Raw genomic sequence first — 22,749 nt, 5'->3', positions numbered from 1 at the left:
TTCGACTTCGTCACCGCGTCATTGACATTGATCGCCGGGAACAACAACGTCCCGTCCCGGTGCATCTCGTACAACCGGTGCACACCCGTCGTGGTCTCCTCCGTCACACCACGGATCTCCGAAGCGAGCTTGGTCCACTTCTGCGGGTTCTCACCCAGGGTGCGGTGCAGGAGCTGGAGGATGACGCGGTGCTCGTCGCTTTCCGCCGTCTCCACGGCGGGGACCTTTCCGTCCTTCTCGTACTCGACGCCCTTGTGGACGAGGAGCGTGGCGTCGCCACCGTCGTCCAGGATCATGTTCGGGCCGCCGGTGGGAGCGTCCGCCCAGGTCAGCGCCTGCTCCGTGCACCACCAGTACTCCTCCAGGGTCTCGCCCTTCCAGGCGAAGACCGGGATACCGGAGGGGGCGTCCGGGGTGCCGTTCGGGCCCACGGCGATCGCGGCCGCGGCGTGGTCCTGGGTGGAGAAGATGTTGCAGGAGGCCCAGCGGACCTCGGCGCCGAGGGCGGCCAGGGTCTCGATGAGCACCGCGGTCTGCACGGTCATGTGCAGGGAGCCGGTGATCCGCGCACCGGCGAGGGGCTGCGCTGCGGCGTACTCCTTGCGGATGGCCATCAGGCCGGGCATCTCGTGCTCGGCGAGGGTGATCTCCTTGCGGCCGAACTCCGCGAGGGAGAGGTCGGCGACCTTGAAGTCCTGCCGGTTGGCGACAGTCGTCATGTCGAGCTGCTCCTCGTAATAGGTCGAGGTCGGGCATGGCTGGTCTGCGGCAACGGGCACACTAATGCCCGGTACTCGCAGCGCAGTCGTCCGAGGCCCTCTCTCCCTCGGACGGTCCTTCGCGGACCGCCCGACCGCCATCAGCAGCGACGTCTGGCTGGGTTACGAATCTACACCGATCGGCCCAGTGAGCCCCAGTCCCCCTCTGCCCGCGCCAGCACTACGCGATAGGCATCCAGACCGCCCCAATTAGGGACTTTTGGACTTTTGATTGTGCGCTTATCTGTTGCAGGATGCCTTGAGATCGGGAACATACGCGCGATCTTGGGTGACGAAGGCGTTAGGAGATCCACGTGACCAGTCCGAGCGACCCTCCAGCGGGTGCGGGCCAGGCGGGGCAGAGGAAGTTGGTCGCGGTGACGGCCTGCCCCACCGGCATTGCCCACACCTATATGGCAGCGGAAAAGCTGCAGCAGGCCGCCGAGAGTCTCGGCATCGAGATGAAGGTGGAGACCCAGGGCTCCATCGGGGCTGAAAATGTGCTCTCCGACAACGATGTCAGAGAGGCGGACGGCGTCATCATCGCCGCCGACAAGGAGGTCGACCTCGACCGCTTCGCCGGCAAGAAGATCCTGAGCGTCGGTGTCGCCGAGGGCATCCGCCGCCCCGAGCAGCTGATCGAGCAGGTGCAGTCCGCGCCCGTGCACGGCGGAGGCGGCTCCGCCCCGGCCGGCGGGGCGATAGGCGCCGCAGGCGGCGGTGGCAAGGAGCGCAGCCTCGCGTACAAGGCGCTGATGAACGGCGTCTCGTACATGATCCCGTTCGTCGTGGTCGGCGGTCTGCTGATCGCGATCTCGCTGTCGCTCGGTGGTCACACGGATCCCAAGGGCGGCCTCGTCATCCCCGACGGCTCCTTCTGGATGCACGTCAACCAGATCGGTGTCATCGGCTTCACGCTGATGGTGCCGATTCTGTCCGGCTATATCGCGTATGCGATCGGCGACCGGCCGGCACTCGTGCCAGGCATGATCGGTGGCTGGATCGCCAATACCGGTGAGCTGTACGACTCCAAGGCGGGCGCGGGCTTCATCGGCGCCATCGTGACCGGCTTCCTGGCCGGTTACCTGGTGCTGTGGATCAAGAAGATCAAGGTCCCGAAGTTCGTCCAGCCGATCATGCCGATCATCGTGATCCCGATCGTGGCGACGACGGCACTCGGCCTCTTCTTCATCTACGTCATCGGCAAGCCGATCTCGTGGATCTTCGAGCATCTCACCAGCTGGCTGAGCGGGATGACCGGCACCAGCGCCATCCTCCTCGGCGCGATCCTCGGTCTCATGATCGCCTTCGACATGGGCGGCCCGGTCAACAAGACGGCGTTCCTCTTCGGCGCGGGTCTGATCGCCACCGGCAACCAGACCGTCATGGGTATGTGCGCCGCCGCCATCCCGGTCATGCCGCTCGGCCAGGGCCTGGCCACGCTGATCCGTAAGAAGCTCTACTCGGAGCAGGAGCGCGAAACGGGTCTGGCCTCCTTGTTCATGGGCTTCTTCGGTATCTCCGAAGGTGCAATTCCGTTTGCCGCCGCCCGGCCCGCGCAGGTCATCCCCGCCAACATGCTCGGTGGCGCGGTGGCCGGTGCCATCGCAGGTCTCGCCGGGGTCAAGGACGCCGTGCCGCACGGTGGCCCGATCGTCGCCGTGCTCGGCGCGGTCGGCGGCGTCGCGATGTTCTTCGTGGCCGTGGTGATCGGCTCCGTCGTGACCGCTCTCGCGACGGTCACGCTGATCGACATCAGCGAGCGCAAGCGGCGCGGCGAGGCCGGTGCCTCCGCGGTGGGCGGCCCGGAGCCTGCGCTGGCCACGGTCGGCGCGGGTGCCGCGCTCGGTGGCGACGCCGGCGGCACTTCCGTACAGAAGGCGTCCGCAGCACCTGCTCCGGCCCCGGCTGCCGCAGAACCGGGCGAGGACGAGGTCCTCTCCGGCTACCTGAGCGAGCAGACCGTGAAGCTGCAGCTGGACTCGCAGGACAAGGAGTCCGCGATCCGGGAGCTGGCGTCGCTCCTGGCGACGACCGGCAATGTCGCCGACACCGAGGAGCTCGTGCAGACCGCGCTGCGGCGCGAGGCGCAGGGCACCACCGGTCTCGGTGAGGAGATCGCCATCCCGCACGCCAAGACCGACGCGGTGACCTCTCCGGTCGTCGGCTTCGCCCGCTCCCAGGAGGGCATCGAGTGGGGCGCGCTCGACGGCACCAAGGCCAAGCTGATCTTCATCATCTCGGTGCCCGAGGCGGCCGCGGGTGATGAGCACCTGCGGATCCTGGCTCTGCTCTCGCGCAAGCTGATGGACCCCGGCTTCCGGGAGCGGCTGATGGCCGCCCCGGACAAGGACGCGGTCATCGACGTGCTGCGCGAGATTCAGTAACGCCCTCCTATAGGGCCGGTTTTCCCAGCTCGCGGAAACCGGCCCTATAGCGCGTGATCCAGATACGCGCCCTGATGCACCGATGCACCGATACGCCGATGGGCTCCGCACCACTGTGGTGCGGAGCCCATCGGCGTATCGGTCCGGCGTACGAGCCCGGTGAGGTGCGGGCCTACGAGCGGGAGGGCGCGGTCAGTGTCCCTCGTCGGGGCCGGTGCCGCCCGGCGACTTCGCCGGGTTCACACCCGCGGCGGCCGCCGACTCGCTGTAGATGTCCGGCTCCAGGTAGATGACGCGGGCGATCGGGACGGCGGCGCGGATGCGCTCCTCGGCGGCGTTGATCGCGCTCGCCACCTCGGTGGCCGTGTCGTCGTGCTGCACCGCGATCTTGGCGGCGACCAGCAGTTCCTCGGGGCCGAGGTGGAGCGTTCGCATGTGGATGACGCCGGTGACGGTGTCGCCGTCGACGAGCGCGGCCTCGATCTTCTCGACCTCCTCGGTGCCCGCGGCCTCGCCGAGGAGCAGCGACTTGGTCTCCGCGGCCAGGACGATGGCGATCAGGATGAGCAGGACGCCGATGCAGAGGGTGCCGATGCCGTCCCAGATGCCGTCCCCGGTGGCCAGGGCGAGGCCGACGCCGCCGAGGGCCAGGATCAGGCCGACGAGCGCGCCGAGGTCCTCGAGGAGCACCACCGGGAGCTCGGGCGCCTTGGCGCGCCGGACGAACTCCTTCCACGACAGCTTGCCGCGGATGGCGTTGGACTCCTTGATGGCGGTACGGAAGGAGAAGGCCTCGGCGATGATCGCGAACACCAGGACGCCCACCGGCCAGTACCAGTGCTCGATCTCGTGCGGGCTCTTGATCTTCTCGTAGCCCTCGTAGATCGCGAACATGCCGCCGACCGAGAAGAGGACGATCGAGACCAGGAAGGCGTAGATGTAGCGCTCACGTCCGTACCCGAAGGGGTGCTGCGGAGTGGCTTCGCGCTTGGCCTTCTTGCCGCCGAGGAGGAGCAGCCCCTGATTGCCCGAGTCGGCGAGCGAGTGCACGCTCTCCGCGAGCATCGACGACGAGCCGCTGAAGAGGAAGGCCACGAACTTCGCTACCGCGATCGCGAGGTTGGCGGCGAGTGCCGCCACGATCGCCTTGGTCCCGCCAGACGCGCTCATGTGTGCCCGATGTCCCTTCGTACGTCACGTACGTCTCGTACGTCCCAAAACTCGCCGTGCCCATGCCGTGCGGTGGGTCATTGTTGCAGCACGGCGAGGCGACGGTGCATCAGGCCACTACGGTGGCGCGGAACAGGGTGCCGTTTCCTGAGATCTCCGCTTTTTCGCCCGCGGGAACGAAAACCGACTCTCCAGGGGCGAGTTCCAGCTCTCCGGCACGCACCGAGCCGGCCGTGCAGAGCAGGATCTGGGGCGTAGAGGCGGTGAGGTCGCGCGGCGTGGAGTCCGTCGTCAGCACGAAGCGGGAGAGGCGGAACTCGTCGATCGGGGTCTCGTAGACCTCCTCGCCGTTCGCGTCCGCCTCCGGGCGCAGGACACCCGGGTCGGTGGCCTCGAAGCGGACGATGCGCAGGAGTTCGGGGACGTCGACGTGCTTGGGGGTCAGGCCGCAGCGCAGCACGTTGTCGGAGTTGGCCATGATCTCCACGCCGAGCCCGTTCAGGTAGGCGTGCGGGACGCCGGCGCCGAGGAACAGGGCCTCTCCGGGCTGGAGTTGGACGTAATTGAGCAGCATGGCGGCGATGACGCCGGGGTCACCCGGGTAGTCGCGGGCGATCAGGGCGTAGGGGGTGTACTGCCCGCCGATGCGCTCGGCGGCGGTCGCGGCCTCGGTGACCGTGGCGGCCATTTCGTCGCGGTCCGCGCTGAGTACGGCGGTGAGGACCTCTCGCAGCGCGGCCTCTTCGGGGTGGGCGTGCAGCAGGTCGACGTACGGCTTCAGGGAGTCGACATCAAGCCCTTCGAGGAGACGCGCCGCCTCGTCCGGGGCGCGGAAGCCGCACAGGCCGTCGAAAGGCGTGAGCGCACAGATCAGTTCGGGCTTGTGGTTGGCATCCTTGTAGTTGCGGTGCGGGGCGTCGATCGGGACGCCGCGGCGCTCCTCGTCCTCGTAACCCTCCTTCGCCTGGGCGAGGTTGGGGTGCACCTGCAGGGAGAGCGGGGCGCCGGCCGCGAGGACCTTGAGGAGGAAGGGCAGCCGGGGGCCGAACTTCGCGACGGCCCGAGCGCCCAGTTCGGCCTCGGGGTCGGCGTCGATCACTTCGTTCAGCGGTCCGCGCTCGATGCGCGAGGGGGCGCCCGGGTGGGCGCCCATCCACATCTCGGCCTGCGGCTCCCCGGTCGGCTCGACGCCTAGCAGCTCAGGGATCGCCGTGGTCGAACCCCAGGCGTACGGGCGGATCGTGTTGGAGAGGCGGTCCATGCGGGGACTTCTTTCGTACGTGGTCACGAGACCGTTTTAGATACCTGCGGTATCCGCAACGGGTACGTGGTCGGGTCGGTCGGCGGTGGTCATCATCGGCCCCCCGAAGCGAGCGCCAGGTAAACGGCGGCGAAATCCGTGACGGCGATCAACTCTGCGAGCGTCTCCAGCTCATCGCCCTCCTCCGGCTCCAACTCGCTGATGGCGGTGCCATGTCCGAGGGCGAGTTCACGGGCAGCGGGAGCCGCGCTGAGACCGCCGGTGGGACGGTCGCGCAAGAGGACGGCACGCGCGCGCAGCGCCTGTGCTTCGTCCACCCGGTCGCGGAAGAAGTCGTCCGGGTCGGCGCCCGCGGCCAAGTCCCCGGTGAGCAGGGCGCCGTGGGCCGGCAGGGCCTCGGGCAGCTCGACGGCGAGCGCTGGGCGGCCGGCGATCTCGCCGAGTACGGCGGCGAAGCGGCGCCCCACGGGACCCGCTGTGGGGCCTTCGGTCCAGATCAGCGGAAGGGACTCGTCCAGCTCGGCGGCGAGGGTCTTGGCCGGGTTGCTGTAGGTCGCGACGACCGGCCCGCAGCGTTCGGCGGTGGCGTCGAGGCGGTCGGCGACCTTCTGCAGGACGTCCGGAGGAGCGCCGATCAGGCCGGTGCGGTCGAGGAGGGCGAGGAGCGGCGTGAGCAGCGCCCACAGGGCGTCTGGGCCTGCAGGTGCCGTCTCGTCGTACGCCTCGTGGGGCGGGGTCGCCATGGGAACGGCGAGGCCGTGCTTGCTGCCGACGGCCTCGGTCAGGGGGCCGCGGGCCGGTGCCACCGAGACGACGGTCAGACCGCGTCGGTAGGCCTGCTCGGCGAGGAGTTCCAGGCCGGGCTCCGTGCCGTCCGGAGTGGCGAGCAGGAGCAGGTCGACCGGGCCCGCCCAGCCGGGCAGCGACCAGCGCAGGGCACCCGCCGCAGGGGCGACGCCGGTGGGGCTCAGGCGGGTGACCGGGCAGCTGGCGCCCGCCAGCGCGCCGATCAGGTCGGCGACGCAGGTGGAGGCGGTGCCGGGGCCGGCGACGAGCACCGCGCGGGGGCGTCCTTCCGGCTTGAGTTCGGTGATGCCCGCCTCGGCGGCGTGCCGCAGGGCGGTGCGCACCCGGGCACCCGCTTCGGCTGCGCCGCGCAGCAGCCCGCGTCGGTCGACGCGGTTGAGTGCGTCCGGGTCGTCGAGCAGCGATTCGTCGAGCACGGGGGTAGGCCTCCGATCGCCGGTGCCGGGAACAGCCTTCACGTACGGTCTGGCGTCTTCTGTGACCTCTGAGTCCGCTGTGTACGCGTACGGCACTACATCTACTGCATCACTGCGTAGGGGAGCTGCTGCGGCGCTTACGCGGGGCGGCGGGCCTCGTCCACGAGGAGAACGGGGATGCCGTCCTTCACCGGGTAGGCGAGGCCGCAGTCCTTGCCGGTGCACAGCAGCTCGGTGTCCGCCTCCTTGAGGGGGGCGTGACAGGCCGGGCAGGCCAGGATCTCCAGGAGGCCGGCTTCGAGCGGCATGAAACGGTTCCCTTCGGACAGCCGGACCGGCAGTGAGAACTGGCAGCCAGGACTATGGAATGCGGCCTGGTCAGCCTACCGCCGCCAGGGGTGCGCCGCCGGGTCGCGGGGCTCGGACGACCGGGGGTCCGGGCCCCGCGCGGGAGCGGTTCGGGTCAGGCCCTGACGATGGCGAGGACCTCGTCACGGACGCGGGCCATGGTCTCGGCGTCACGCGCCTCGACGTTCAGGCGCAGGAGCGGCTCGGTGTTGGACGGGCGCAGGTTGAACCACCAGGTGTCGGCGGCGACCGTGAGGCCGTCCAGCTCGTCGAGGGTCAGGCCCTCACGGCCGTCGTACGCCGCCTTGACCGCGGCAGCGCGGCCCGCCTGGTCGGCGACTGTGGAGTTGATCTCGCCCGAGCCGGCGTACCGGTCGTACTGCGCCACCAGCTCGGACAGCGGGCCGTCCTGACCGCCGAGCGCGGCCAGGACGTGCAGGGCGGCGAGCATGCCCGTGTCCGCGTTCCAGAAGTCGCGGAAGTAGTAGTGCGCCGAGTGCTCGCCGCCGAAGATCGCACCGGACTTGGCCATCTCCTCCTTGATGAAGGAGTGGCCCACGCGCGTGCGCACGGGCGTGCCGCCGCTCTCCCTGACGACCTCCGGCACCGACCACGAGGTGATCAGGTTGTGGATGACCGTGCCCTTGCCGCCGTGCTTGGCCAGCTCGCGGGCGGCCACCAGGGCGGTGATCGCCGACGGGGAGACCGGCTCGCCGCGCTCGTCCACCACGAAACACCGGTCGGCGTCGCCGTCGAAGGCCAGGCCGAGGTCCGCGCCCTCTTCGCGCACGCGCTTCTGGAGGTCGACGATGTTGGCCGGGTCCAGCGGGTTGGCCTCGTGGTTGGGGAAGGTGCCGTCGAGCTCGAAGTACATCGGCACCAGCTCGAGCGGCAGACCGTCGAAGACGGTGGGGACGGTGTGGCCGCCCATGCCGTTGCCCGCGTCCACGACGACCTTCAGCGGGCGGATCGCGCTCAGGTCGACCAGGCGGCGCAGATACGTGGCGTAATCACTGAGGGTGTCCTGCTGAGTGATCTCGCCCGGGGTGGCCGCCGGGGCCGGGGCGACGGTCTCCGACCACTGCTCGACGAGCTGCCGGATCTCGGCCAGGCCGGTGTCCTGTCCGACGGGGGCCGCTCCCGCGCGGCACATCTTGATGCCGTTGTACTGCGCCGGGTTGTGGGAGGCGGTGAACATCGCCCCGGGCAGGCCGAGCGCGCCCGACGCGTAGTAGAGCTGGTCCGTCGAGCACAGGCCGATCTCCGTGACCGCCACGCCACGGGCCGCCGCACCTCGCCCGAAGGCCCTCGTCAGGCCGGGCGAAGAGGGCCGCATGTCGTGTCCGACCACGATCGCCTCTGCGTCCGTGACCTGCGCAAAGGCCGCCCCGAACAGCTCCGCGAGGGACTCGTCCCACTGGTCCGGGACCACCCCGCGGACGTCGTACGCCTTCACGATCTGCGACAGATCAGCCACGGCCAACCCTCTCTTGGAATCCGGTGCGGTCACCCAAACGTACCCGCAGGCGCCGACAGTCCGGTACGAACCGGGCCCAAGGTCCCTGCCCCGGCGGGACCATGGACTCCCCCGGCCTCCGCGCGGTGGTGGTTCAGGGCAGCATCCAGCCGAGCAGGAACGTGCTCTGCGCGACCACGATGAGGCACATCACCAGGAGCAGGCCGATGCTCCAGGGCAGCACCTTGCGCAGCAGATCGCCCTCTTTGCCCGCGAGGCCGACCGCCGCGCAGGCGATCGTCAGGTTCTGCGGAGAGATCATCTTGCCGAGGACACCGCCTGAGCTGTTGGCGGCGGCGAGCAGCTCCGGTGAGAGTCCCGACTCCCTGGCCGCCGTCACCTGCAGGGCCCCGAAGAGTGCGTTGGCGGAGGTGTCGGAGCCGGAGACGGCCACTCCGAACCAGCCGAGCACGGGCGAGAGGAAGGCGAGTCCCGCGCCCGCCGCGGCCACGAAGTGCCCGATGACGGCGGCCTGTCCGGAGAGGTTCATGACGTACGCCAGGGCGAGGACCGATGTCACGGTGAGGATCGCGAAGCGCAGTTCGTGAACCGTGGCCACCCACTCCCGCACCGCCACGCGCGCGTGCAAGCCGATGATGCCCGCCGTGAACACGCCGGCCAGGAGGACGAGCGTGCCGCCCGTCGACACGAGCGGCATCGTGAAGACATTGGCGCCGACGGGGTTGCCGTCGGAGTCGGCGACGTTCAGGAAGGGCCAGTCGAAGACCTGGGTGGCCTTGGCGAGGAAGTCCTTGACGGCCGGGATCTGCGCAAGCGAGAAGACGGCCACGATGAGGGCGTACGGGGCGTAGGCGCGCAGCACTTGGGGGCGCGGGTCCTCGGTGTCCAGGTCCTCGCTGCGTACGCCGGTGAGCACCGCGGCGCGTACCCGTTCCTCTGCGGGCTTGCGTGCGCTCGGCAGCGCCACCAGGGCGGCGGCGCCGACGAGGGCGGCCCCGATGTCGGCCAGCTGCGCCGAGACGTAGTTGGAGGCCACGAACTGCGCGGCGGCGAAGGCGAATCCGCACACCACGGCCGGCAGCCAGGTCTCCCGCAGGCCACGCCTGCCGTCGACGAGGCCGACCAGGACGAGCGGCACGACCAGGGCGAGCAGCGGCGTCTGCCGTCCGACCACCGAGGCGACGGAGTCCAGCGGCAGACCCGTCACTTGAGCGAGCGTCACGACCGGGGTGCCCATGGCGCCGAAGGCGACGGGTGCGGTGTTGGCGACCAGGGCGACGACGGCCGCGCGCACCGGGTCGAAGCCGAGGGCGACCAGCATCACCGCACAGATCGCGACGGGCGCGCCGAAGCCCGCGAGCGCCTCCAGGAGCGCGCCGAAGCAGAAGGCGATGACGAGTGCCTGGATACGCGGGTCGTCGGAGAGCCGCCCGAAGGAGCGGCGCAGGATGTCGAAGTGCTGGGTGCGCACCGTCATGCGGTACACCCAGAGCGCGTTGACGACGATCCACATGATGGGGAAGAGACCGAAGAGCACGCCCTGTGCGCCGCTGGACAGCGTCTGGCCGAGGGGCATGCCGTACGCGAGCCAGGCGACGAGGACGGCGACTGCGAGGCCGATGAGGCCCGCTCTGTGCGCCTTCATGCGGACGGCGCCGAGCAGGACGAGAACGGTGACGAGGGGCAGCGTCGCGATCAGCGCTGACAGGCCGAGCGAGCCGGCTACGGGTTCCAGTTCCTGCACGAACACACGGGCCTCCCGGACGCCATGAGGGCTCCGCCGCCTTCCGTCATTCCGGCATGCGGAAAGCGATCACTCACGGGTGGCGGAAATCGTCGTGTCCGCGCCAAGGGGAAGTCAATGCTCCGGACAGCAACGATTGTTGAAAAGGAAACGTCGAGCGTGAGCACCCTTGTGCGCCATGAACCCCGGAACGGTCGCTTTCAGGACTCGGGGGAACGCAGCACCCGGAGATGGCCGCGGCGTGCGACCTCCATGGGGTCCGCACCTCTGCCGCCACCGGCCTCCGCCGCACGCTCCTGTGGCCTGGCGGCCTCACGGACGGCGTTGGCGAGAGCCTCGAGATCGTCACCGCTGGGGCGCCCGGGAGGGCCGCTGTCGGCGAGCCGGACGACCTCCCAGCCGCGCGGGGCGGTGAGGCGCTCGGAGTGCTCGGCACAGAGGTCGTAGCAGTGGGGTTCGGCGTAGGTGGCGAGCGGGCCGAGGACCGCGGTCGAGTCGGCGTAGACGTACGTCAGCGTCGCGACGGCGGGACGGCCGCAAGCGGTGCGCGAACAGCGACGTACAGGGCTCACGACGTTGGACGGTACCGCACTCTTGAGCGGGCCGCGACGACTCTCCACGAGGTCACTCCCCCGTGTCGTGGTGTGATCCCTCCCACAGCACCTGCCGGAGCTCACGCCCTGACCTGCGACGACCTCAAGAGACACAGCAGGCACGGCTGTTGAATCCGGTCGCCACTCGGCACAAATGCCGTCATTTGCCTTGAGTCCGGTGGTCTCTGGGAGATACGTAATCGAGCCCAAGGTTGGCCGGAATGGTCATGAAGCGACATGGCGTATGCGCTGCTGACACCCGTTGAGCTGCACGCGCGCGTGAGAGGCCGGCTGTCGGTACGGAGGACTACGCTTCACCGGTGATGGACAAGCCCGTACCGCCCCGCGCCACCGAGCCGAGGACCCGCCGCCGCGACCGCCATGGACGGGGCATGCGCGGGCCCGTGGCCCCGCCCCAGGTGCCCCTCTCCGCAAGCAGAGGAGAGGTGTTCATGGATCTCGTCCAGGAGTCCGTGGAACGGCTCGAGCGGCGCTGGCCTCAGCTCGCCGACATCGAGTTCCTGGTTCTGGACGTGCCCCGCATGGACAGTCCGGACGGTTCGGACGAAGCCTTCGGCGACGAGACCGTCCCGCTGGGTGGCACGCTGTCCGCGCAAGAGGACCGGCCCGCGCGGATCGTGGTCTACCGGCGACCGGTCGAGATCCGCACCAAGAGCCGCGACGAGCGCGCGGCTCTGGTCCACGAGGTTGTGGTGGAGCAGGTGGCCGAACTCCTCGGCCTGGCCCCGGAGTCGGTCGATCCGCGCTACGGCGAGGACTGAGGCGCAAGCGGGTTGAGGCCGCGGCGGGGCGAAGGCGGCCGCCTGGCCGCCCTCCCGCACGGGCGGACGCCCGCCGCGTCCGCTACTGCTGCAGCACCGAATAGTCCTGCTACTTCTGCAGCACCGAAAGGTCCTGCTCCGCGTCCGGGACGGCGACCGTGCCCCGGTCGTCCGGCAGCGTCTGCAACGTGAACATCGGCACGCCGTCCTGCGGGAGTTCGAGGGTGCGGGCGGCGTACACCGTGCCGGACACCCGCTCCACCGTCAGCGCGTACGAACCCTTCACGCCGTTCGGCACCGGAGGTTCGACCGCCATGGTCGTACCGCCCTTGACCGTGTACGTCTTGCTCGTGGACGTGCCGCCGTCGGCGCCGGCCGAGGCGGTGACCCGTACCTTGGCCGTCTTGCCGGGCGCCACCAGCGACAGCGTCGAGCCCTTGGCCCGGTTGTCGGCGGCCGTCGCGCGCTTCGCCAGCGCGCCGGTGGCGGGAATGAACGCGGTCTCCTGCTTGGCGCCCTTGCCGCGAGTGACCCGCAGGGCCGCCACGACGGGCGTGGACTCCTCGGTCGGCGTGAGCACGAGAGAACCGGGCTCGCCCTTCGTGACGTCGCCGAGGTCGACCGCGGCCGTCATTCCGCTCTTGACGTGCAGGGTCTCGTTGCCCGCGGGGGTGATCGATCCGCTCGGGCCCGCGAGGGACACCTTCAGGTCGGCGTCGTCCTCGCCCGGCGCGAAGGCCACCAGGCGGACGGACGTGGCGTCCTTGGGGATGCCGGGCAGGACGACGCTGCCCGACGGATCGGCGGACGCGGGCAGCCAGTCGCCGCCGATCTTGTCGTCCATGGCCTGCACCGAGGCGCCGATGCGGCCCGTGCGGGCGGTGACATGGGCCGTCACGTTCGCTTGCGGCTGTTCCGTCAGTGTGGACAGCAGGACCGGGACGCTGGAGTGCGGCGGGACCTGGATGTCCTCCCCCACCTCCGACTTGAGGGCGCCCTGCGGTCCGTACAGCTCGATGTCGACGACCGCGGCGGTGTCGTCGGGGTTGGTCAGATGGACGTAGTCGCTGCGTTCCTTCGCGGTGCTCGCGGCTGGGAACCAGAAGTCGGTGTCCGGTGTATTACAAGTGACACCGAGGAGACCGCGCCCACCGCCCGCGGTGACCTTGGTCGTCTGCTGGACCGTCCAGCCGGGGGCGAGCGCGCCGCCGGCCGAGCCGATGAGGGCGGGGGCTTCTGCGCCGGAGGCCTCGCCGGTCACCGGCTTGCCCGGCTCCTTCGGGGTCAGGACAGGCCTGTCCTCGCCGCCCTTCTCACCCTTGCCCTTGCCCTTGTCGTCCTTGTCTGCCTTGCCGTCGTCATTCGACTCGCGGGCGGCGCCGATCAGTTCAGCCGAACCCTTGCCGTCGGATCCTTCCGAGGACTTGGGAGTGAAGGAGGTGTATGCCGTTTCCGCGAGATCCGATGTGCTCGGTGCGGGGCACAGCAGGCTGGAGCGCTCGACCGGCCGCTGAGCCGCCGCCTTGGCTCCGCCGTCCGTGCCGCCGTCCGGCGCGGTGAGCGCGGCGACTCCGGTGACGACCGCGAGCGCGCTGCCCGCGGCGATCAGGGACAAGGTGGTGCGATTCACTGCTGGCTCCCGTCGGGGCGCTCGCTGTCGGGCCTGAAGTCGGGGCTGCCGTAAGGCGGTTCATACGGCGGCGCCGGAGGGGCGGGCGGCTGAGGCGGCGGCGGGGGGAGATAGCCGTGCCCGCCGGCCTGGCCGTCGTAGCCGGGGCCTGACATCTGCTGATCGTCGTAGCCGGGGCTCGCGTTCTGGCCGTCGTAGCCGGAGCCCGGGGCTTGGCCGTCGTAGCCCTGCTCCTGGGGACCGCCGTACCCCTGGCCCTGAACGCCCTGCGCCTGCGCGTCGTACCCCTGGCCCTGAACGCCCTGCGCCTGCGCGTCGTACCCCTGGCCCTGGGCGCCGTCGTATCCCTGGCTCTGGGCGCCACGGGTGCCCTGTGCCTGTGCCTGCGCGTCGTAGCCGTACGGGTCGTACTGGCCCACGTCCTGGAAGGAGTTGGCGCCTTGGTAGGAGGTGGACTGGCCACTGCTTTGGTACGGGTCGGCCTGGTAGGGCTGCTCGTAGCCGTTCGCGGGGTACTGCGCGCCCTGGTACTGCTCCTGGGGGTATGCGTTGGGGTCGGCGCCCGCGTAGGCGTTGTCGTCCCACTGGTCGTAGGACTGCTGCTGCGGGACCGCGGACAGGGGGTCCGGCTGCGGCTCCCCGGAGGCTGCGTCCTGGCTGCCGGCTGCCGCGGCGGCCTCGGCCTCCTGGGCCGCACGCAGCCTGCGTGCGCGCCGGCCCTCGCCGGCCACCGGCTGGGCCGGTACGGCGGCGGGCTGGTCCGGGAGGTCGTCGTCGACCGTGCGGCGACGGCCGGGCAGGGCGAGGACGACAAGCACGACGGCGAGCGCGCCCTGGGCCCACAGCCATCCGGTGTGGGCGCCGGACCCCTCGTAGGTGACGTCCAACCGGCCGCCGGACGCGGGCAGTTCGAAGCCCTGCGCCCAGCCGTCGACGGTTGTCTTCCGCAGCGGGGCGCCGTCCAGGGTCGCCGTCCAGCCTTCGGATGCCGAGTCGGCGATGCGCAGGGTGCGGCCTTCGGCGCCGGAAGGGATCTTGGTGTGGATCTCCACGGGGCCGGCGGCGACCGGCTGCGGCGTGCCCGATCCGGTCACGATGGCGGCCCGGGCGACCTGGCGGTCGACCCGCCACAGTGCGCTGCCGTCCTGCTGGCTGAGCCGGGTCAGGCCGGGGGTGGCGTCCAGGACGCGGCTCATCCCGCGGGGCGCCCCGTCGTGGACGAGCACATAGCGCACCGCGAAGTCGCCGAGCTGGTCGGCCTGGTCGGCGCCGGAGCCCGCGACCAGGTGGGCGACGGCCTTGTCCAGGCGGGCGTTGCCGCCGCCCGCGCCGGCCAGTTCGGCGTCGCCGAGGCGGGCGCCCGAGCCGCGTACCAGCGTGTACGCGACCTTGGCCGCCGAGTCGCTGCCGAGCACCAGGGTGCGGGGCTGGTCCTGCGTGCTGGACTCCTCGGCGACGAACGCCGGGACCTGGGCGGGGTCGCGCCGCTCAAGGGGCCCGTCGGCACCCCGGATCATCCAGCCGGCGGCGGCGAGCAGCGGTCCGATGAGCGCGGCGACGGCGATCAGGGCGGCCACCGGCTGGCGCCAGCCGAAGCTCTGCTCGGCGACACGCGCGCGTGCGCCGTCGGCGCCGATGACGGCGGCGGTCAGGAGCGCGATGCCGTAGACGAGAGTGGCGGGTCCCGCCCAGGTGGAGCCGTTGGACAGCGCCGCGAAGAGGAAGCCGGCCAGGGCGACGGCCCAGGAGGTGTGGACGGCGAGCTGCCGCTCCCCGCGCAGAAGGGCGGCGAGGCCCGCGAGCACGATGCCGATCAGGAGCAGTCCGCCGGTGGCTCCGGGCCCGCCCGGACTGAGGCCGAGCAGGTCGAGGCCGGAGGCCGCACCCGCGCCGTAGTCGAGCCCCGCCTCGCGGAAGAAGCCGAACGGGAGGAGCGAGAGCGACCAGGGGGCGAGCACCAGGAGCGGCACCCCCAGAGCCGCGAGGAACCGCAGGCCGTAGGCGGTGATGTCGCCACGTCGCAGCACCAGCAGGGCGATGCCGAGGACGAGGGCGATGGGCCACACGATCGGTGTGAAGGCGGTGGTGACCGTCAGAAGCAGGGCGTAGGCCCAGGTGGCGCGCCAGCTGCCGCGCGCACCCGGCGCCTTGAGCAGCAGGCCGCTGGCCGCCAGGCCCGCACGCGCGACCAGCGGAAGCAGCATGGCGAGGACGGCTGTGCCCAGGTGTCCGCCCGCGAGCGCTCCGGTGGCGGCGGGCAGGAAGGCGTAGGCGACGGAGCCCCAGGCGCGCAGCAGCCGGGACTCGACCAGCGGCCGCGAGGCGAAGTACGCCGCGACACCGGCGAGCGGCACCGAGCACACGAGCAGCACGGTGACCGCGAATCCGGTGGAGCCGAACAGCAGCGTGGCGAGGGCGGCGACCAGCGCCAGATACGGCGGTGCGGACTGGGTGCCGCCGGTGCCGACCGCGTGCCAGGCGTCGAGGTAGCGCGACCACAGCTCGGAGGCGTCGGCCGGGGCGGGCAGCATGGCGCCGCCCGCGAGCGCGCCGCTGCCGAACAGGGAGCGGCAGGCGATCAGCGAGACCAGAAGCAGGACGGCGAAGAGCACGGGCCCCGGCTTGCGGGCGACCCGCTTCAGGCGGGCGAACTGCTCGATCTCCAGGAAGTCGGCGTCGTCACCGCCGGGGCCCGACTCGACGGCGCCGTGCCGCCCGCCGGAGGAGGCCTCGGGGTCGGAGCGGCCGACGAGGTTGGAGGCGACCTGCTCGGCGGTCGCGCGCACGGTGGCACCGGGCGGCGGGAAGAGCGGGCGCAGCTCGGCGGCCTCGACCTGTCCCTTGCCCCGGCGTCTGCGGGCGCCGATGATCCGCCCCGGGCGCAGCAGGGTGCCGAAGAGACCGGCGACCTCGTCCAGGGCCTGGCCCGGCACCTTGCCCACGAGATAGGCGAGGGTGCGCAGCAGGGTGCCGAGGACGAGACGGAGCAGGACCCAGGGGAGCACGGCCCCGCGGGCGTTGACGAGAAGGGTGTAGACGGCGCCCGCCTTGTCGACGCGGTGCGGGCTCGCGGACGTACGGCCCACGCAGTCGACGGTGCGGCGCTCGCGCGCGGAGGCCTCGGCATGCCGCAGCACGGCGTCGGGTGCGACGAGCACACGGTGGCCGGCGGCCTGGGCGCGCCAGCACAGGTCGACGTCGTCCCGCATCAGCGGCAGGCGGCGGTCGAAGCCGCCGAGCTGCTCGAAGACATCGCGCCGGATCAGCATGCCGGCGGTGGAGACGGACAGGACAGGGCGCACATGGTCGTGCTGGCCCTGGTCCTGCTCGCGGCGGTCGAGCCCGGTCCAGCGGCGGCCGCTGTTGGCGATGGAGACGCCGACTTCCAGGAGCTGCCTGCGGTCGTACCAGCCGCGCAGCTTGGGGCCGACGATGGCGACATCGCGGTTGATCTCGTGCTCGCGCTCGACCACGCGCAGGAGTTCGGCCAGGGCGTCCGGCTCGGGGGCGCAGTCGTCGTGCAGGAGCCAGAGCCACTGCACCGGTTCTCCGTACGGGAGTTCCGGCATGTCGTAGGCATCGTCGCGCCAGGTGCGGCTCACCGGGTCCCAGCCGCTGGGGCGCTTCAGATACGGCAGGTCCTCGGGGGTGAGGACGCCTGCCGTGCGGGCCGCTTCGTCGACGGCCGTGCCGAAGCCGGAGCGCCGGGCCAGGTGCAGCACCCGCTCGGCGCCGAGGGCGTCCGTGACGATCGTGGCGGACTCGTCGGCGCTGCCGGTGTCTGCGGCGATGGCGTTCTGCACGGGGCGTTCCTGGCCGAGCAGGCCGGCCAGGGCGTCGGGCAGCCAGCGGGCGCCGTCGTGGGAGACGAGGACCGCCGTGACGACATGCCTAGGAAACTCGGGTGCTTGGGCCGGGTTGAACGCTGCTGCGGCGTCGTACTGGCCTGCCGAATGGCTGTGCACGGACATCGAGGTACGGGCCCCGGTTCGGTGGACTGCGGTGGACGCCTGTGCCAGGCGGGGCACGGGGGCATCTCGGACGGGGGCCACACTAACGGCTGGGCAACAGAGCGGTCCGCCGCCTGTGGACAACCCACGGGCGACGGACCGTTCGTTACGTAGGGGTGTGTGCCGATTGGTCGGCACTGATCGGGGATTGGTCGGGGAATGGTCGCCGAGCGTCGCCGAACGCTCAGCGGGAATTCAGACGGCGGCCTTCTGTGGCGTAACGGACCGCGGTTGCGGCGTATCAGACCGCGGCCTTCTTGAGGCGGCGGCGTTCACGCTCCGACAGGCCGCCCCAGATACCGAATCTTTCGTCGTTGGCGAGCGCGTACTCAAGACACTCGGACCGGACCTCACAGGCGAGACAGACCTTCTTGGCCTCGCGGGTGGAGCCACCCTTCTCGGGGAAGAAGGACTCGGGGTCGGTCTGGGCGCACAGTGCGCGCTCCTGCCAGCCGAGTTCTTCTTCCGCGTCCTCGACCATGAGTTGCTGGAACAGCTCGGTCATGTGCGCCCCTCGTCTGTCTGTGCAGTCCCCGTGATGCTGCCGTTACCGATTTCGGCTGAACGACACGAGTGAAATTACAAGTGTGCCGATCCGCGCCAGTCAAGCCGAGATCTGCTATTGGGCCCCTTATTCACTCTGCGGAACCAAGGCTCTGCGGAAAGTGTTCAAATCGCCATAAAACTGGACACTCTCCCGAGGCCCCTCCGTACGTCCTGCCGACACTCGTAAGGACGCTCCGGAGTTTGATCTCGTTGCCACGCGAGCGTCGAAGCGAAGCGGATCACAGTCGGATCACGAGACGACAACGGCGTTTGCGTACCCGGATGCAGCGCCACATGTCCGATGCGATGACTGCACAAACCTTTCGGCAGCAAGAACAACCGGATACGGTGAACCATATCCCGCAATCCGGACATCAGGTTGACACCAGACGTGTGAACCGGTCTCCTGGTGGGCATGCTCGCGAACTTGGCGCTTACTCGGACCCACGCCGCTGGGTTCCGCAGTGCTGCCCAGGCGAGCTGTTGCTGTTGCTGTCCCAGCTGTTGAGCCCATCGCGCTCCAGCTGCACCCGCGAACCCGTATGAAGGTCCGCATCCCCGACGCCCGCACCCGGGCCACCCTGCGCTCGCGACCCGAGCGACTGTCAGCGAATGTCCCTGACAGTGACACCCCAGCACTTCTCCCGCCGAGGAAACCACCGCACCGATGAACAGCGACAGCGACCTCCAGATCGCCGGCGACATCCTCGAGGTACCCCACCTCCTGCAGCCCGCCCGTGAGCACCCGGCAACCGTGGCCGAGTTCGCCGGGCTCGCCCGTGCCATCGCCGCCGACCGCTCCCAGTGGGAGCACCTCGTCGAGTACGACGCCACCAGCCGCTGGTACCACCGTCTGCGCACCGGACCCGGATACGAGGTCTGGCTGCTCAGCTGGGTGCCCGGGCAGGGCAGCGGACGACACGACCACGGCCGCTCATCCGGCCTGCTCACCGTCCTGCAGGGCGAGTTGACGGAACACACCGGGCGCGGCACGCGGGCGCTCGACGCCGGAGCGCAGCGCGTCTTCGCTCCCGGATACGTCCACGAGGTCGTCAACGACGCCCTCGAACCCGCCGTCAGCCTGCACGTCTACTACCCCGGCCTGACCTCCATGCCGATGCACAGCGCGCAGTGCTCCCCCGCCGCCCAGGACGAGACCGCCAGGACCGCTGTCACAGGCGCCTGACACACTTGGCGCATGCGCATTGTGGTTCTGGCCGGGGGCATCGGTGGTGCCCGCTTCCTGCGCGGTCTCAAGGCCGCCGCGCCCGACGCCGACATCACCGTCATCGGCAACACCGGTGACGACATCCATCTGTTCGGCCTGAAGGTCTGCCCCGACCTGGACACGGTGATGTACACCCTCGGCGGCGGCATCAACGAAGAGCAGGGCTGGGGGCGTACGGACGAGACCTTCCAGGTCAAGAGCGAACTCGCGGCGTACGGCGTCGGACCCGAGTGGTTCGGGCTCGGCGACCGGGACTTCGCCACCCACATCGTGCGCACCCAGATGCTGGGCGCCGGATACCCGCTCAGCGCCGTCACCGAGGCGCTCTGCGACCGCTGGCAGCCCGGCGTGCGGCTCATCCCCATGTCGGACGACCGGATCGAGACGCATGTCGCCGTCGAGACCGACGGCGAGCGCAAGGCCGTCCACTTCCAGGAGTACTGGGTGAAGCTCAGGGCCTCCGTGGACGCCCTCGCCGTCGTGCCCGTCGGTGCCGAGCAGGCCAAGCCCGCGCCCGGTGTGCTCGAAGCCATCGCCGAAGCCGACGTCGTGATCTTCCCGCCGTCCAACCCCGTCGTGAGCATCGGCACCATCCTCGCCGTGCCCGGGATCAGGGAGGCCATCGCCGAGGCCGGTGTGCCGGTCGTCGGGCTCTCGCCGATCGTCGGCGACGCCCCGGTGCGCGGGATGGCCGATAAGGTGCTCGCCGCGGTCGGCGTCGAAGCGAGCGCCGCCGCCGTCGCCGAGCACTACGGCTCGGGACTGCTCGACGGCTGGCTCGTCGACACCGTGGACGCCGCCGCCGTCGAGCGGATCGAGAGCGCCGGTATCCGCTGCCGTGCCGTGCCGCTGCTGATGACGGACCCCGAAGAGGGCACCGCCGCCGCGGCCATGGCACGCGAGGCCCTCGCTCTCGCCGAAGAGGTACGCGAGGTCCGCGGGTGAGCGCGCCCTCGTACCGCGTCTGGGCGGTGCCCGGGCTCCCCGAGGTGAAGGCCGGAGACGACCTCGCCAAGCTGATCGCCGCCGCGGAACCGGCACTTGAGGACGGCGACATCGTGCTCGTCACCTCGAAGATCGTCTCCAAGGCGGAGGGCCGGATCGTCGCCGCCGACAGCCGTGAGGAGGCGATCGACGCGGAGACGGTACGCGTCGTCGCGCGGCGCGGCACCCTCCGTATCGTCGAGAACCGGCAGGGGCTCGTCATGGCCGCCGCCGGAGTCGACGCCTCCAACACCCCCGCCGGGACCGTGCTGTTGCTGCCCGAAGACCCGGATGCCGCCGCGCGGGCCATCCGTGACGGGCTGCGCGAGACGCTCGGTGTGGACGTCGGTGTGCTCGTCACCGACACCTTCGGACGGCCCTGGCGCACCGGCCTGACGGACGTCGCGATCGGCGCGGCCGGGGTCCGGGTGCTCGACGACCTGCGCGGCGGAGTCGACGCGTACGGCAATCCGCTGAGCGCCACCGTCGTGGCCACCGCCGATGAACTCGCCGCCGCGGGCGACCTGGTGAAGGGCAAGGCCGCCGGTCTTCCCGTGGCCGTCGTGCGCGGCCTGCCGGGGGTCGTGGGCGGCGAGGGCTCCGGGAGCGGCGCGCGGGCCATGGTGCGCGGCGCGGCGGACGACATGTTCCGGCTCGGCACCTCGGAGGCGGTCCGCGAAGCGCTCACGCTGCGGCGCACCGTGCGCGCCTTCACCGACGATCCCGTGGACCCCGGGGCGGTCCGCCGCGCGGTGGCCGCCGCACTGACCGCGCCCGCCCCGCACCACACGACACCCTGGCGGTTCGTCCTGCTCGAAAGCGCCGAGTCGCGGACCCGGCTGCTCGACGCCATGCGGGACAAGTGGATCGCGGATCTGCGGGCCGACGGCAAGTCCGAGGAGTCCATCGCCAAGCGGGTGCGCCGCGGTGACGTCCTGCGCGAGGCGCCCTGTCTGGTGGTGCCCTGCCTCGTGATGGACGGCTCGCACACCTACGGGGACGCGCGCCGGGACGCCGCCGAGCGCGAGATGTTCGTCGTCGCGACCGGCGCCGGCATCCAGAACTTCCTGGTGGCGCTCGCCGGGGAGCGCCTCGGCTCGGCGTGGATCTCGTCGACGATGTTCTGCCGTGATGTCGTACGGGACGTGCTCGGGCTGCCGGAGAGCTGGGACCCGATGGGGGCCGTAGCGGTGGGACAGGCCGCGCACCCACCGCGGGAGCGGCCCGCGCGTGCGGTGGAGGACTTCATCGAGGTGCGCTGAGCGTCCACACGCCGCTGCACGGCTGCCCGCCTGCACCGCGTCCGTGTACCCCTGTCGCCCCCGCCGCCTGCCCCGCCCTGCCCCCTGCGCTCTTGCTCCCGCGCGCGGGTGGCTACACCGCCTCGAGCGTCTCGTCCGCCACATGCTCACCTCTTGCTCCCGCGCGCGGGTGGCTACAGCTTCGCGATGTCGGTGCGGGGCATCTTCGGTGTGCGGCGCGGCGGAGTGCGGCCCGACAGGAGGATGAAGCGGGCCGCGCGGTGGCGCTGGCCGCGATAGGGCTCAAGGAGTTCCAGCATCCGCTCGTCGTCCGCGTCCCGCTCGCCGGCGAGGGCGTAACCCACGATGCCCGGCAGATGCAGATCGCCGACCGTCACCGCGTCCGGGGCGCCGTTGCTGCGCTGCACCGTCTCGGCCGAGGTCCAGGGGCCGATGCCGGGCACCAACTCCAGGCGTTCCTGCGCCTGTTCGGGCTCCATCGCGGCCGCCTCCTCCAGGCGCGGGGCGACCCGGACCGCGCGCAGGATCGTCGAGGCCCGCTTGTTGTCGACGCCCGCGCGGTGCCACTCCCAGGACGGGATCATCCGCCACGTGTGCGGGTCCGGCATCACATGCATACGGTCCGGCGCGGGCCCCGGTGCCGGCTCGCCGTACTTGCGGACCAGGAGGCGCCAGGCGCGGTAGGCCTCGTCCGTCGTGACCTTCTGCTCCAGGATCGACGGAATCAGGGACTCCAGAACCAGCCCGGTGGTGGTGAGGCGCAGTCCGGGGCGGCGGCGGTGGGTCGCGGCGACCAGACGGTGACGGGGCTCGAAGTCCGCCGGGGCGTCCGCGTCGCCGAGGAGCTGCGGAAGCCGGTCGAGCAGCCAGTCGGCGCCGGGACCCCAGGCCTCCGCCGTGGCCGTGCCGGCGCGCAGGGCGACCCGGAGGGTGCCGGGGCCCTCCGGCGTACGGCTCGCCCTCCAGACGGAGCCGTCGGCGGTCGCGCGGAACGTGGGGTCGCCGGGGCCGCGGCGCAGGGGGCCGAGGACCAGGCCGAGGTCGAGCGGGCCCGGCGGGGTCCAGTGGCGCGGCTTGCCGTCCGCCTGGCTCGGGACGCCCGGGGATCCGCCTTGGGGCACGCGGGTTTCGCCGCCGCGCACGGTGGTGCGGGTCGTGCGCGCGCGTACGGGCTGTACTGGCCGTTCTGGCCGTTCTGGCCGTTCTGGCCGTTCTGGCTTCTGGGCGAAGCGGCCTGCCACAGGATTGTCCTCGGTGGTTCGTCGGGGGAGGGCGGGGCTCGTCCGAGGGTAGGGGGCTCTGTTCCCCGATCCCGCCCCTTCCCGGAACTGGGCCCGCGGCGGAGC

The 22,749-nt window shown here is 71.1% G+C and carries 17 protein-coding genes; 5 read left to right on the top strand and 12 right to left on the bottom strand.

The window, feature by feature from the left end:
- The coding region (locus ACFQVC_RS37890; protein ID WP_381839606.1) for an adenosylhomocysteinase at positions 1 to 719 on the bottom strand (719 nt) is incomplete at its 3' end.
- 353 nt (positions 720 to 1,072) lie between these two features.
- On the opposite strand from ACFQVC_RS37890, the gene ACFQVC_RS37885 reads away from it, so the two are divergent.
- Positions 1,073 to 3,145, top strand: coding sequence for a fructose-specific PTS transporter subunit EIIC (locus tag ACFQVC_RS37885; protein ID WP_381839603.1), 2,073 nt, complete (start codon positions 1,073 to 1,075; stop codon positions 3,143 to 3,145).
- Between the two features lie 192 nt (positions 3,146 to 3,337).
- On the opposite strand, the gene ACFQVC_RS37880 is transcribed toward ACFQVC_RS37885, so the two are convergent.
- The 7 genes from ACFQVC_RS37880 to ACFQVC_RS37850 all read right to left on the bottom strand — a co-directional run bounded on the left by ACFQVC_RS37880 (position 3,338) and on the right by ACFQVC_RS37850 (position 10,988).
- A complete protein-coding gene (locus ACFQVC_RS37880; protein ID WP_381839600.1) occupies positions 3,338 to 4,315 on the bottom strand; it encodes a cation diffusion facilitator family transporter in 978 nt (325 codons plus the stop codon).
- Positions 4,316 to 4,424: 109 nt separating this feature from the next.
- Positions 4,425 to 5,576 carry a mannose-6-phosphate isomerase, class I gene (gene manA, locus ACFQVC_RS37875; protein ID WP_381839597.1) on the bottom strand — a complete coding sequence of 384 codons (1,152 nt, stop codon included), beginning with the start codon at positions 5,574 to 5,576 and terminating at the stop codon, positions 4,425 to 4,427.
- 92 nt (positions 5,577 to 5,668) lie between these two features.
- Positions 5,669 to 6,799 (bottom strand): SIS domain-containing protein, encoded by a 1,131-nt coding sequence (locus tag ACFQVC_RS37870; RefSeq protein ID WP_381839594.1) that lies wholly within the window; start codon positions 6,797 to 6,799, stop codon positions 5,669 to 5,671.
- Between the two features lie 137 nt (positions 6,800 to 6,936).
- Entirely contained in the window at positions 6,937 to 7,107 is a 171-nt protein-coding gene (locus ACFQVC_RS37865) for a Trm112 family protein (protein WP_381839591.1), read from the bottom strand.
- 155 nt (positions 7,108 to 7,262) lie between these two features.
- Complete coding sequence (locus ACFQVC_RS37860) at positions 7,263 to 8,630, bottom strand: phosphomannomutase/phosphoglucomutase (protein ID WP_381839588.1); 1,368 nt, start codon at positions 8,628 to 8,630, stop codon at positions 7,263 to 7,265.
- A 127-nt stretch (positions 8,631 to 8,757) separates the two neighbouring features.
- Positions 8,758 to 10,374 (bottom strand): L-lactate permease, encoded by a 1,617-nt coding sequence (locus tag ACFQVC_RS37855; protein ID WP_381839585.1) that lies wholly within the window; start codon positions 10,372 to 10,374, stop codon positions 8,758 to 8,760.
- 194 nt (positions 10,375 to 10,568) lie between these two features.
- Positions 10,569 to 10,988 (bottom strand): DUF3499 domain-containing protein, encoded by a 420-nt coding sequence (locus ACFQVC_RS37850; protein WP_381839582.1) that lies wholly within the window; start codon positions 10,986 to 10,988, stop codon positions 10,569 to 10,571.
- A 296-nt stretch (positions 10,989 to 11,284) separates the two neighbouring features.
- On the opposite strand from ACFQVC_RS37850, the gene ACFQVC_RS37845 reads away from it, so the two are divergent.
- Positions 11,285 to 11,743 (top strand): metallopeptidase family protein, encoded by a 459-nt coding sequence (locus ACFQVC_RS37845; RefSeq protein ID WP_381839625.1) that lies wholly within the window; start codon positions 11,285 to 11,287, stop codon positions 11,741 to 11,743.
- Between the two features lie 109 nt (positions 11,744 to 11,852).
- On the opposite strand, the gene ACFQVC_RS37840 is transcribed toward ACFQVC_RS37845, so the two are convergent.
- From ACFQVC_RS37840 to ACFQVC_RS37830, 3 genes are all read right to left on the bottom strand, one after another.
- On the bottom strand, positions 11,853 to 13,373 hold the full coding sequence (locus ACFQVC_RS37840) for a DUF5719 family protein (protein WP_381839579.1): 1,521 nt from the start codon (positions 13,371 to 13,373) through the stop codon (positions 11,853 to 11,855).
- On the bottom strand, positions 13,370 to 17,344 hold the full coding sequence (locus ACFQVC_RS37835) for a glycosyltransferase (protein WP_381839577.1): 3,975 nt from the start codon (positions 17,342 to 17,344) through the stop codon (positions 13,370 to 13,372). Before ACFQVC_RS37835 ends, ACFQVC_RS37840 begins: the two co-directional genes overlap by 4 nt.
- 280 nt (positions 17,345 to 17,624) lie before the next feature.
- Positions 17,625 to 17,888 (bottom strand): WhiB family transcriptional regulator, encoded by a 264-nt coding sequence (locus ACFQVC_RS37830; protein WP_381839574.1) that lies wholly within the window; start codon positions 17,886 to 17,888, stop codon positions 17,625 to 17,627.
- A 708-nt stretch (positions 17,889 to 18,596) separates the two neighbouring features.
- Between ACFQVC_RS37830 and ACFQVC_RS37825 the strand changes: the two genes are divergently transcribed.
- From ACFQVC_RS37825 to ACFQVC_RS37815, 3 genes are read left to right on the top strand one after another with little or no spacing between them, the layout of a single operon-like run.
- Complete coding sequence (locus tag ACFQVC_RS37825; protein ID WP_381839571.1) at positions 18,597 to 19,115, top strand: cysteine dioxygenase; 519 nt, start codon at positions 18,597 to 18,599, stop codon at positions 19,113 to 19,115.
- Positions 19,116 to 19,127: 12 nt separating this feature from the next.
- On the top strand, positions 19,128 to 20,102 hold the full coding sequence (cofD, locus tag ACFQVC_RS37820) for a 2-phospho-L-lactate transferase (protein WP_381839568.1): 975 nt from the start codon (positions 19,128 to 19,130) through the stop codon (positions 20,100 to 20,102).
- Positions 20,099 to 21,403 (top strand): coenzyme F420-0:L-glutamate ligase, encoded by a 1,305-nt coding sequence (locus tag ACFQVC_RS37815; protein WP_381839566.1) that lies wholly within the window; start codon positions 20,099 to 20,101, stop codon positions 21,401 to 21,403. The genes cofD and ACFQVC_RS37815 overlap by 4 nt, the downstream gene beginning before the upstream one ends.
- Before the next feature lie 173 nt (positions 21,404 to 21,576).
- Here ACFQVC_RS37815 and ACFQVC_RS37810 read toward each other — a convergent pair whose 3' ends face one another.
- Positions 21,577 to 22,644 carry a DNA-3-methyladenine glycosylase family protein gene (locus ACFQVC_RS37810; RefSeq protein WP_381839563.1) on the bottom strand — a complete coding sequence of 356 codons (1,068 nt, stop codon included), beginning with the start codon at positions 22,642 to 22,644 and terminating at the stop codon, positions 21,577 to 21,579.
- Positions 22,645 to 22,749 lie beyond the last annotated feature (105 nt).

The sequence above is a fragment of the Streptomyces monticola genome, from assembly GCF_042665355.1.
Classification (GTDB): Bacteria; Actinomycetota; Actinomycetes; order Streptomycetales; family Streptomycetaceae; genus Streptomyces; species Streptomyces monticola.
Note: the sequence above shows the minus strand (reverse complement) of the source record. Positions and strands in the feature narration are given on the sequence as shown.

Coding starts and splice junctions, on each gene's coding strand:
- ACFQVC_RS37880 (WP_381839600.1), bottom strand. CDS start 4,315: ATGAGCGCGTCTGGCGGGACCAAGGCGATCGTGGCGGCACTCGCCGCC.
- manA (WP_381839597.1), bottom strand. CDS start 5,576: ATGGACCGCCTCTCCAACACGATCCGCCCGTACGCCTGGGGTTCGACC.
- ACFQVC_RS37865 (WP_381839591.1), bottom strand. CDS start 7,107: ATGCCGCTCGAAGCCGGCCTCCTGGAGATCCTGGCCTGCCCGGCCTGT.
- ACFQVC_RS37845 (WP_381839625.1), top strand. CDS start 11,285: ATGGACAAGCCCGTACCGCCCCGCGCCACCGAGCCGAGGACCCGCCGC.
- ACFQVC_RS37835 (WP_381839577.1), bottom strand. CDS start 17,344: ATGTCCGTGCACAGCCATTCGGCAGGCCAGTACGACGCCGCAGCAGCG.
- ACFQVC_RS37830 (WP_381839574.1), bottom strand. CDS start 17,888: ATGACCGAGCTGTTCCAGCAACTCATGGTCGAGGACGCGGAAGAAGAA.
- ACFQVC_RS37825 (WP_381839571.1), top strand. CDS start 18,597: ATGAACAGCGACAGCGACCTCCAGATCGCCGGCGACATCCTCGAGGTA.
- cofD (WP_381839568.1), top strand. CDS start 19,128: ATGCGCATTGTGGTTCTGGCCGGGGGCATCGGTGGTGCCCGCTTCCTG.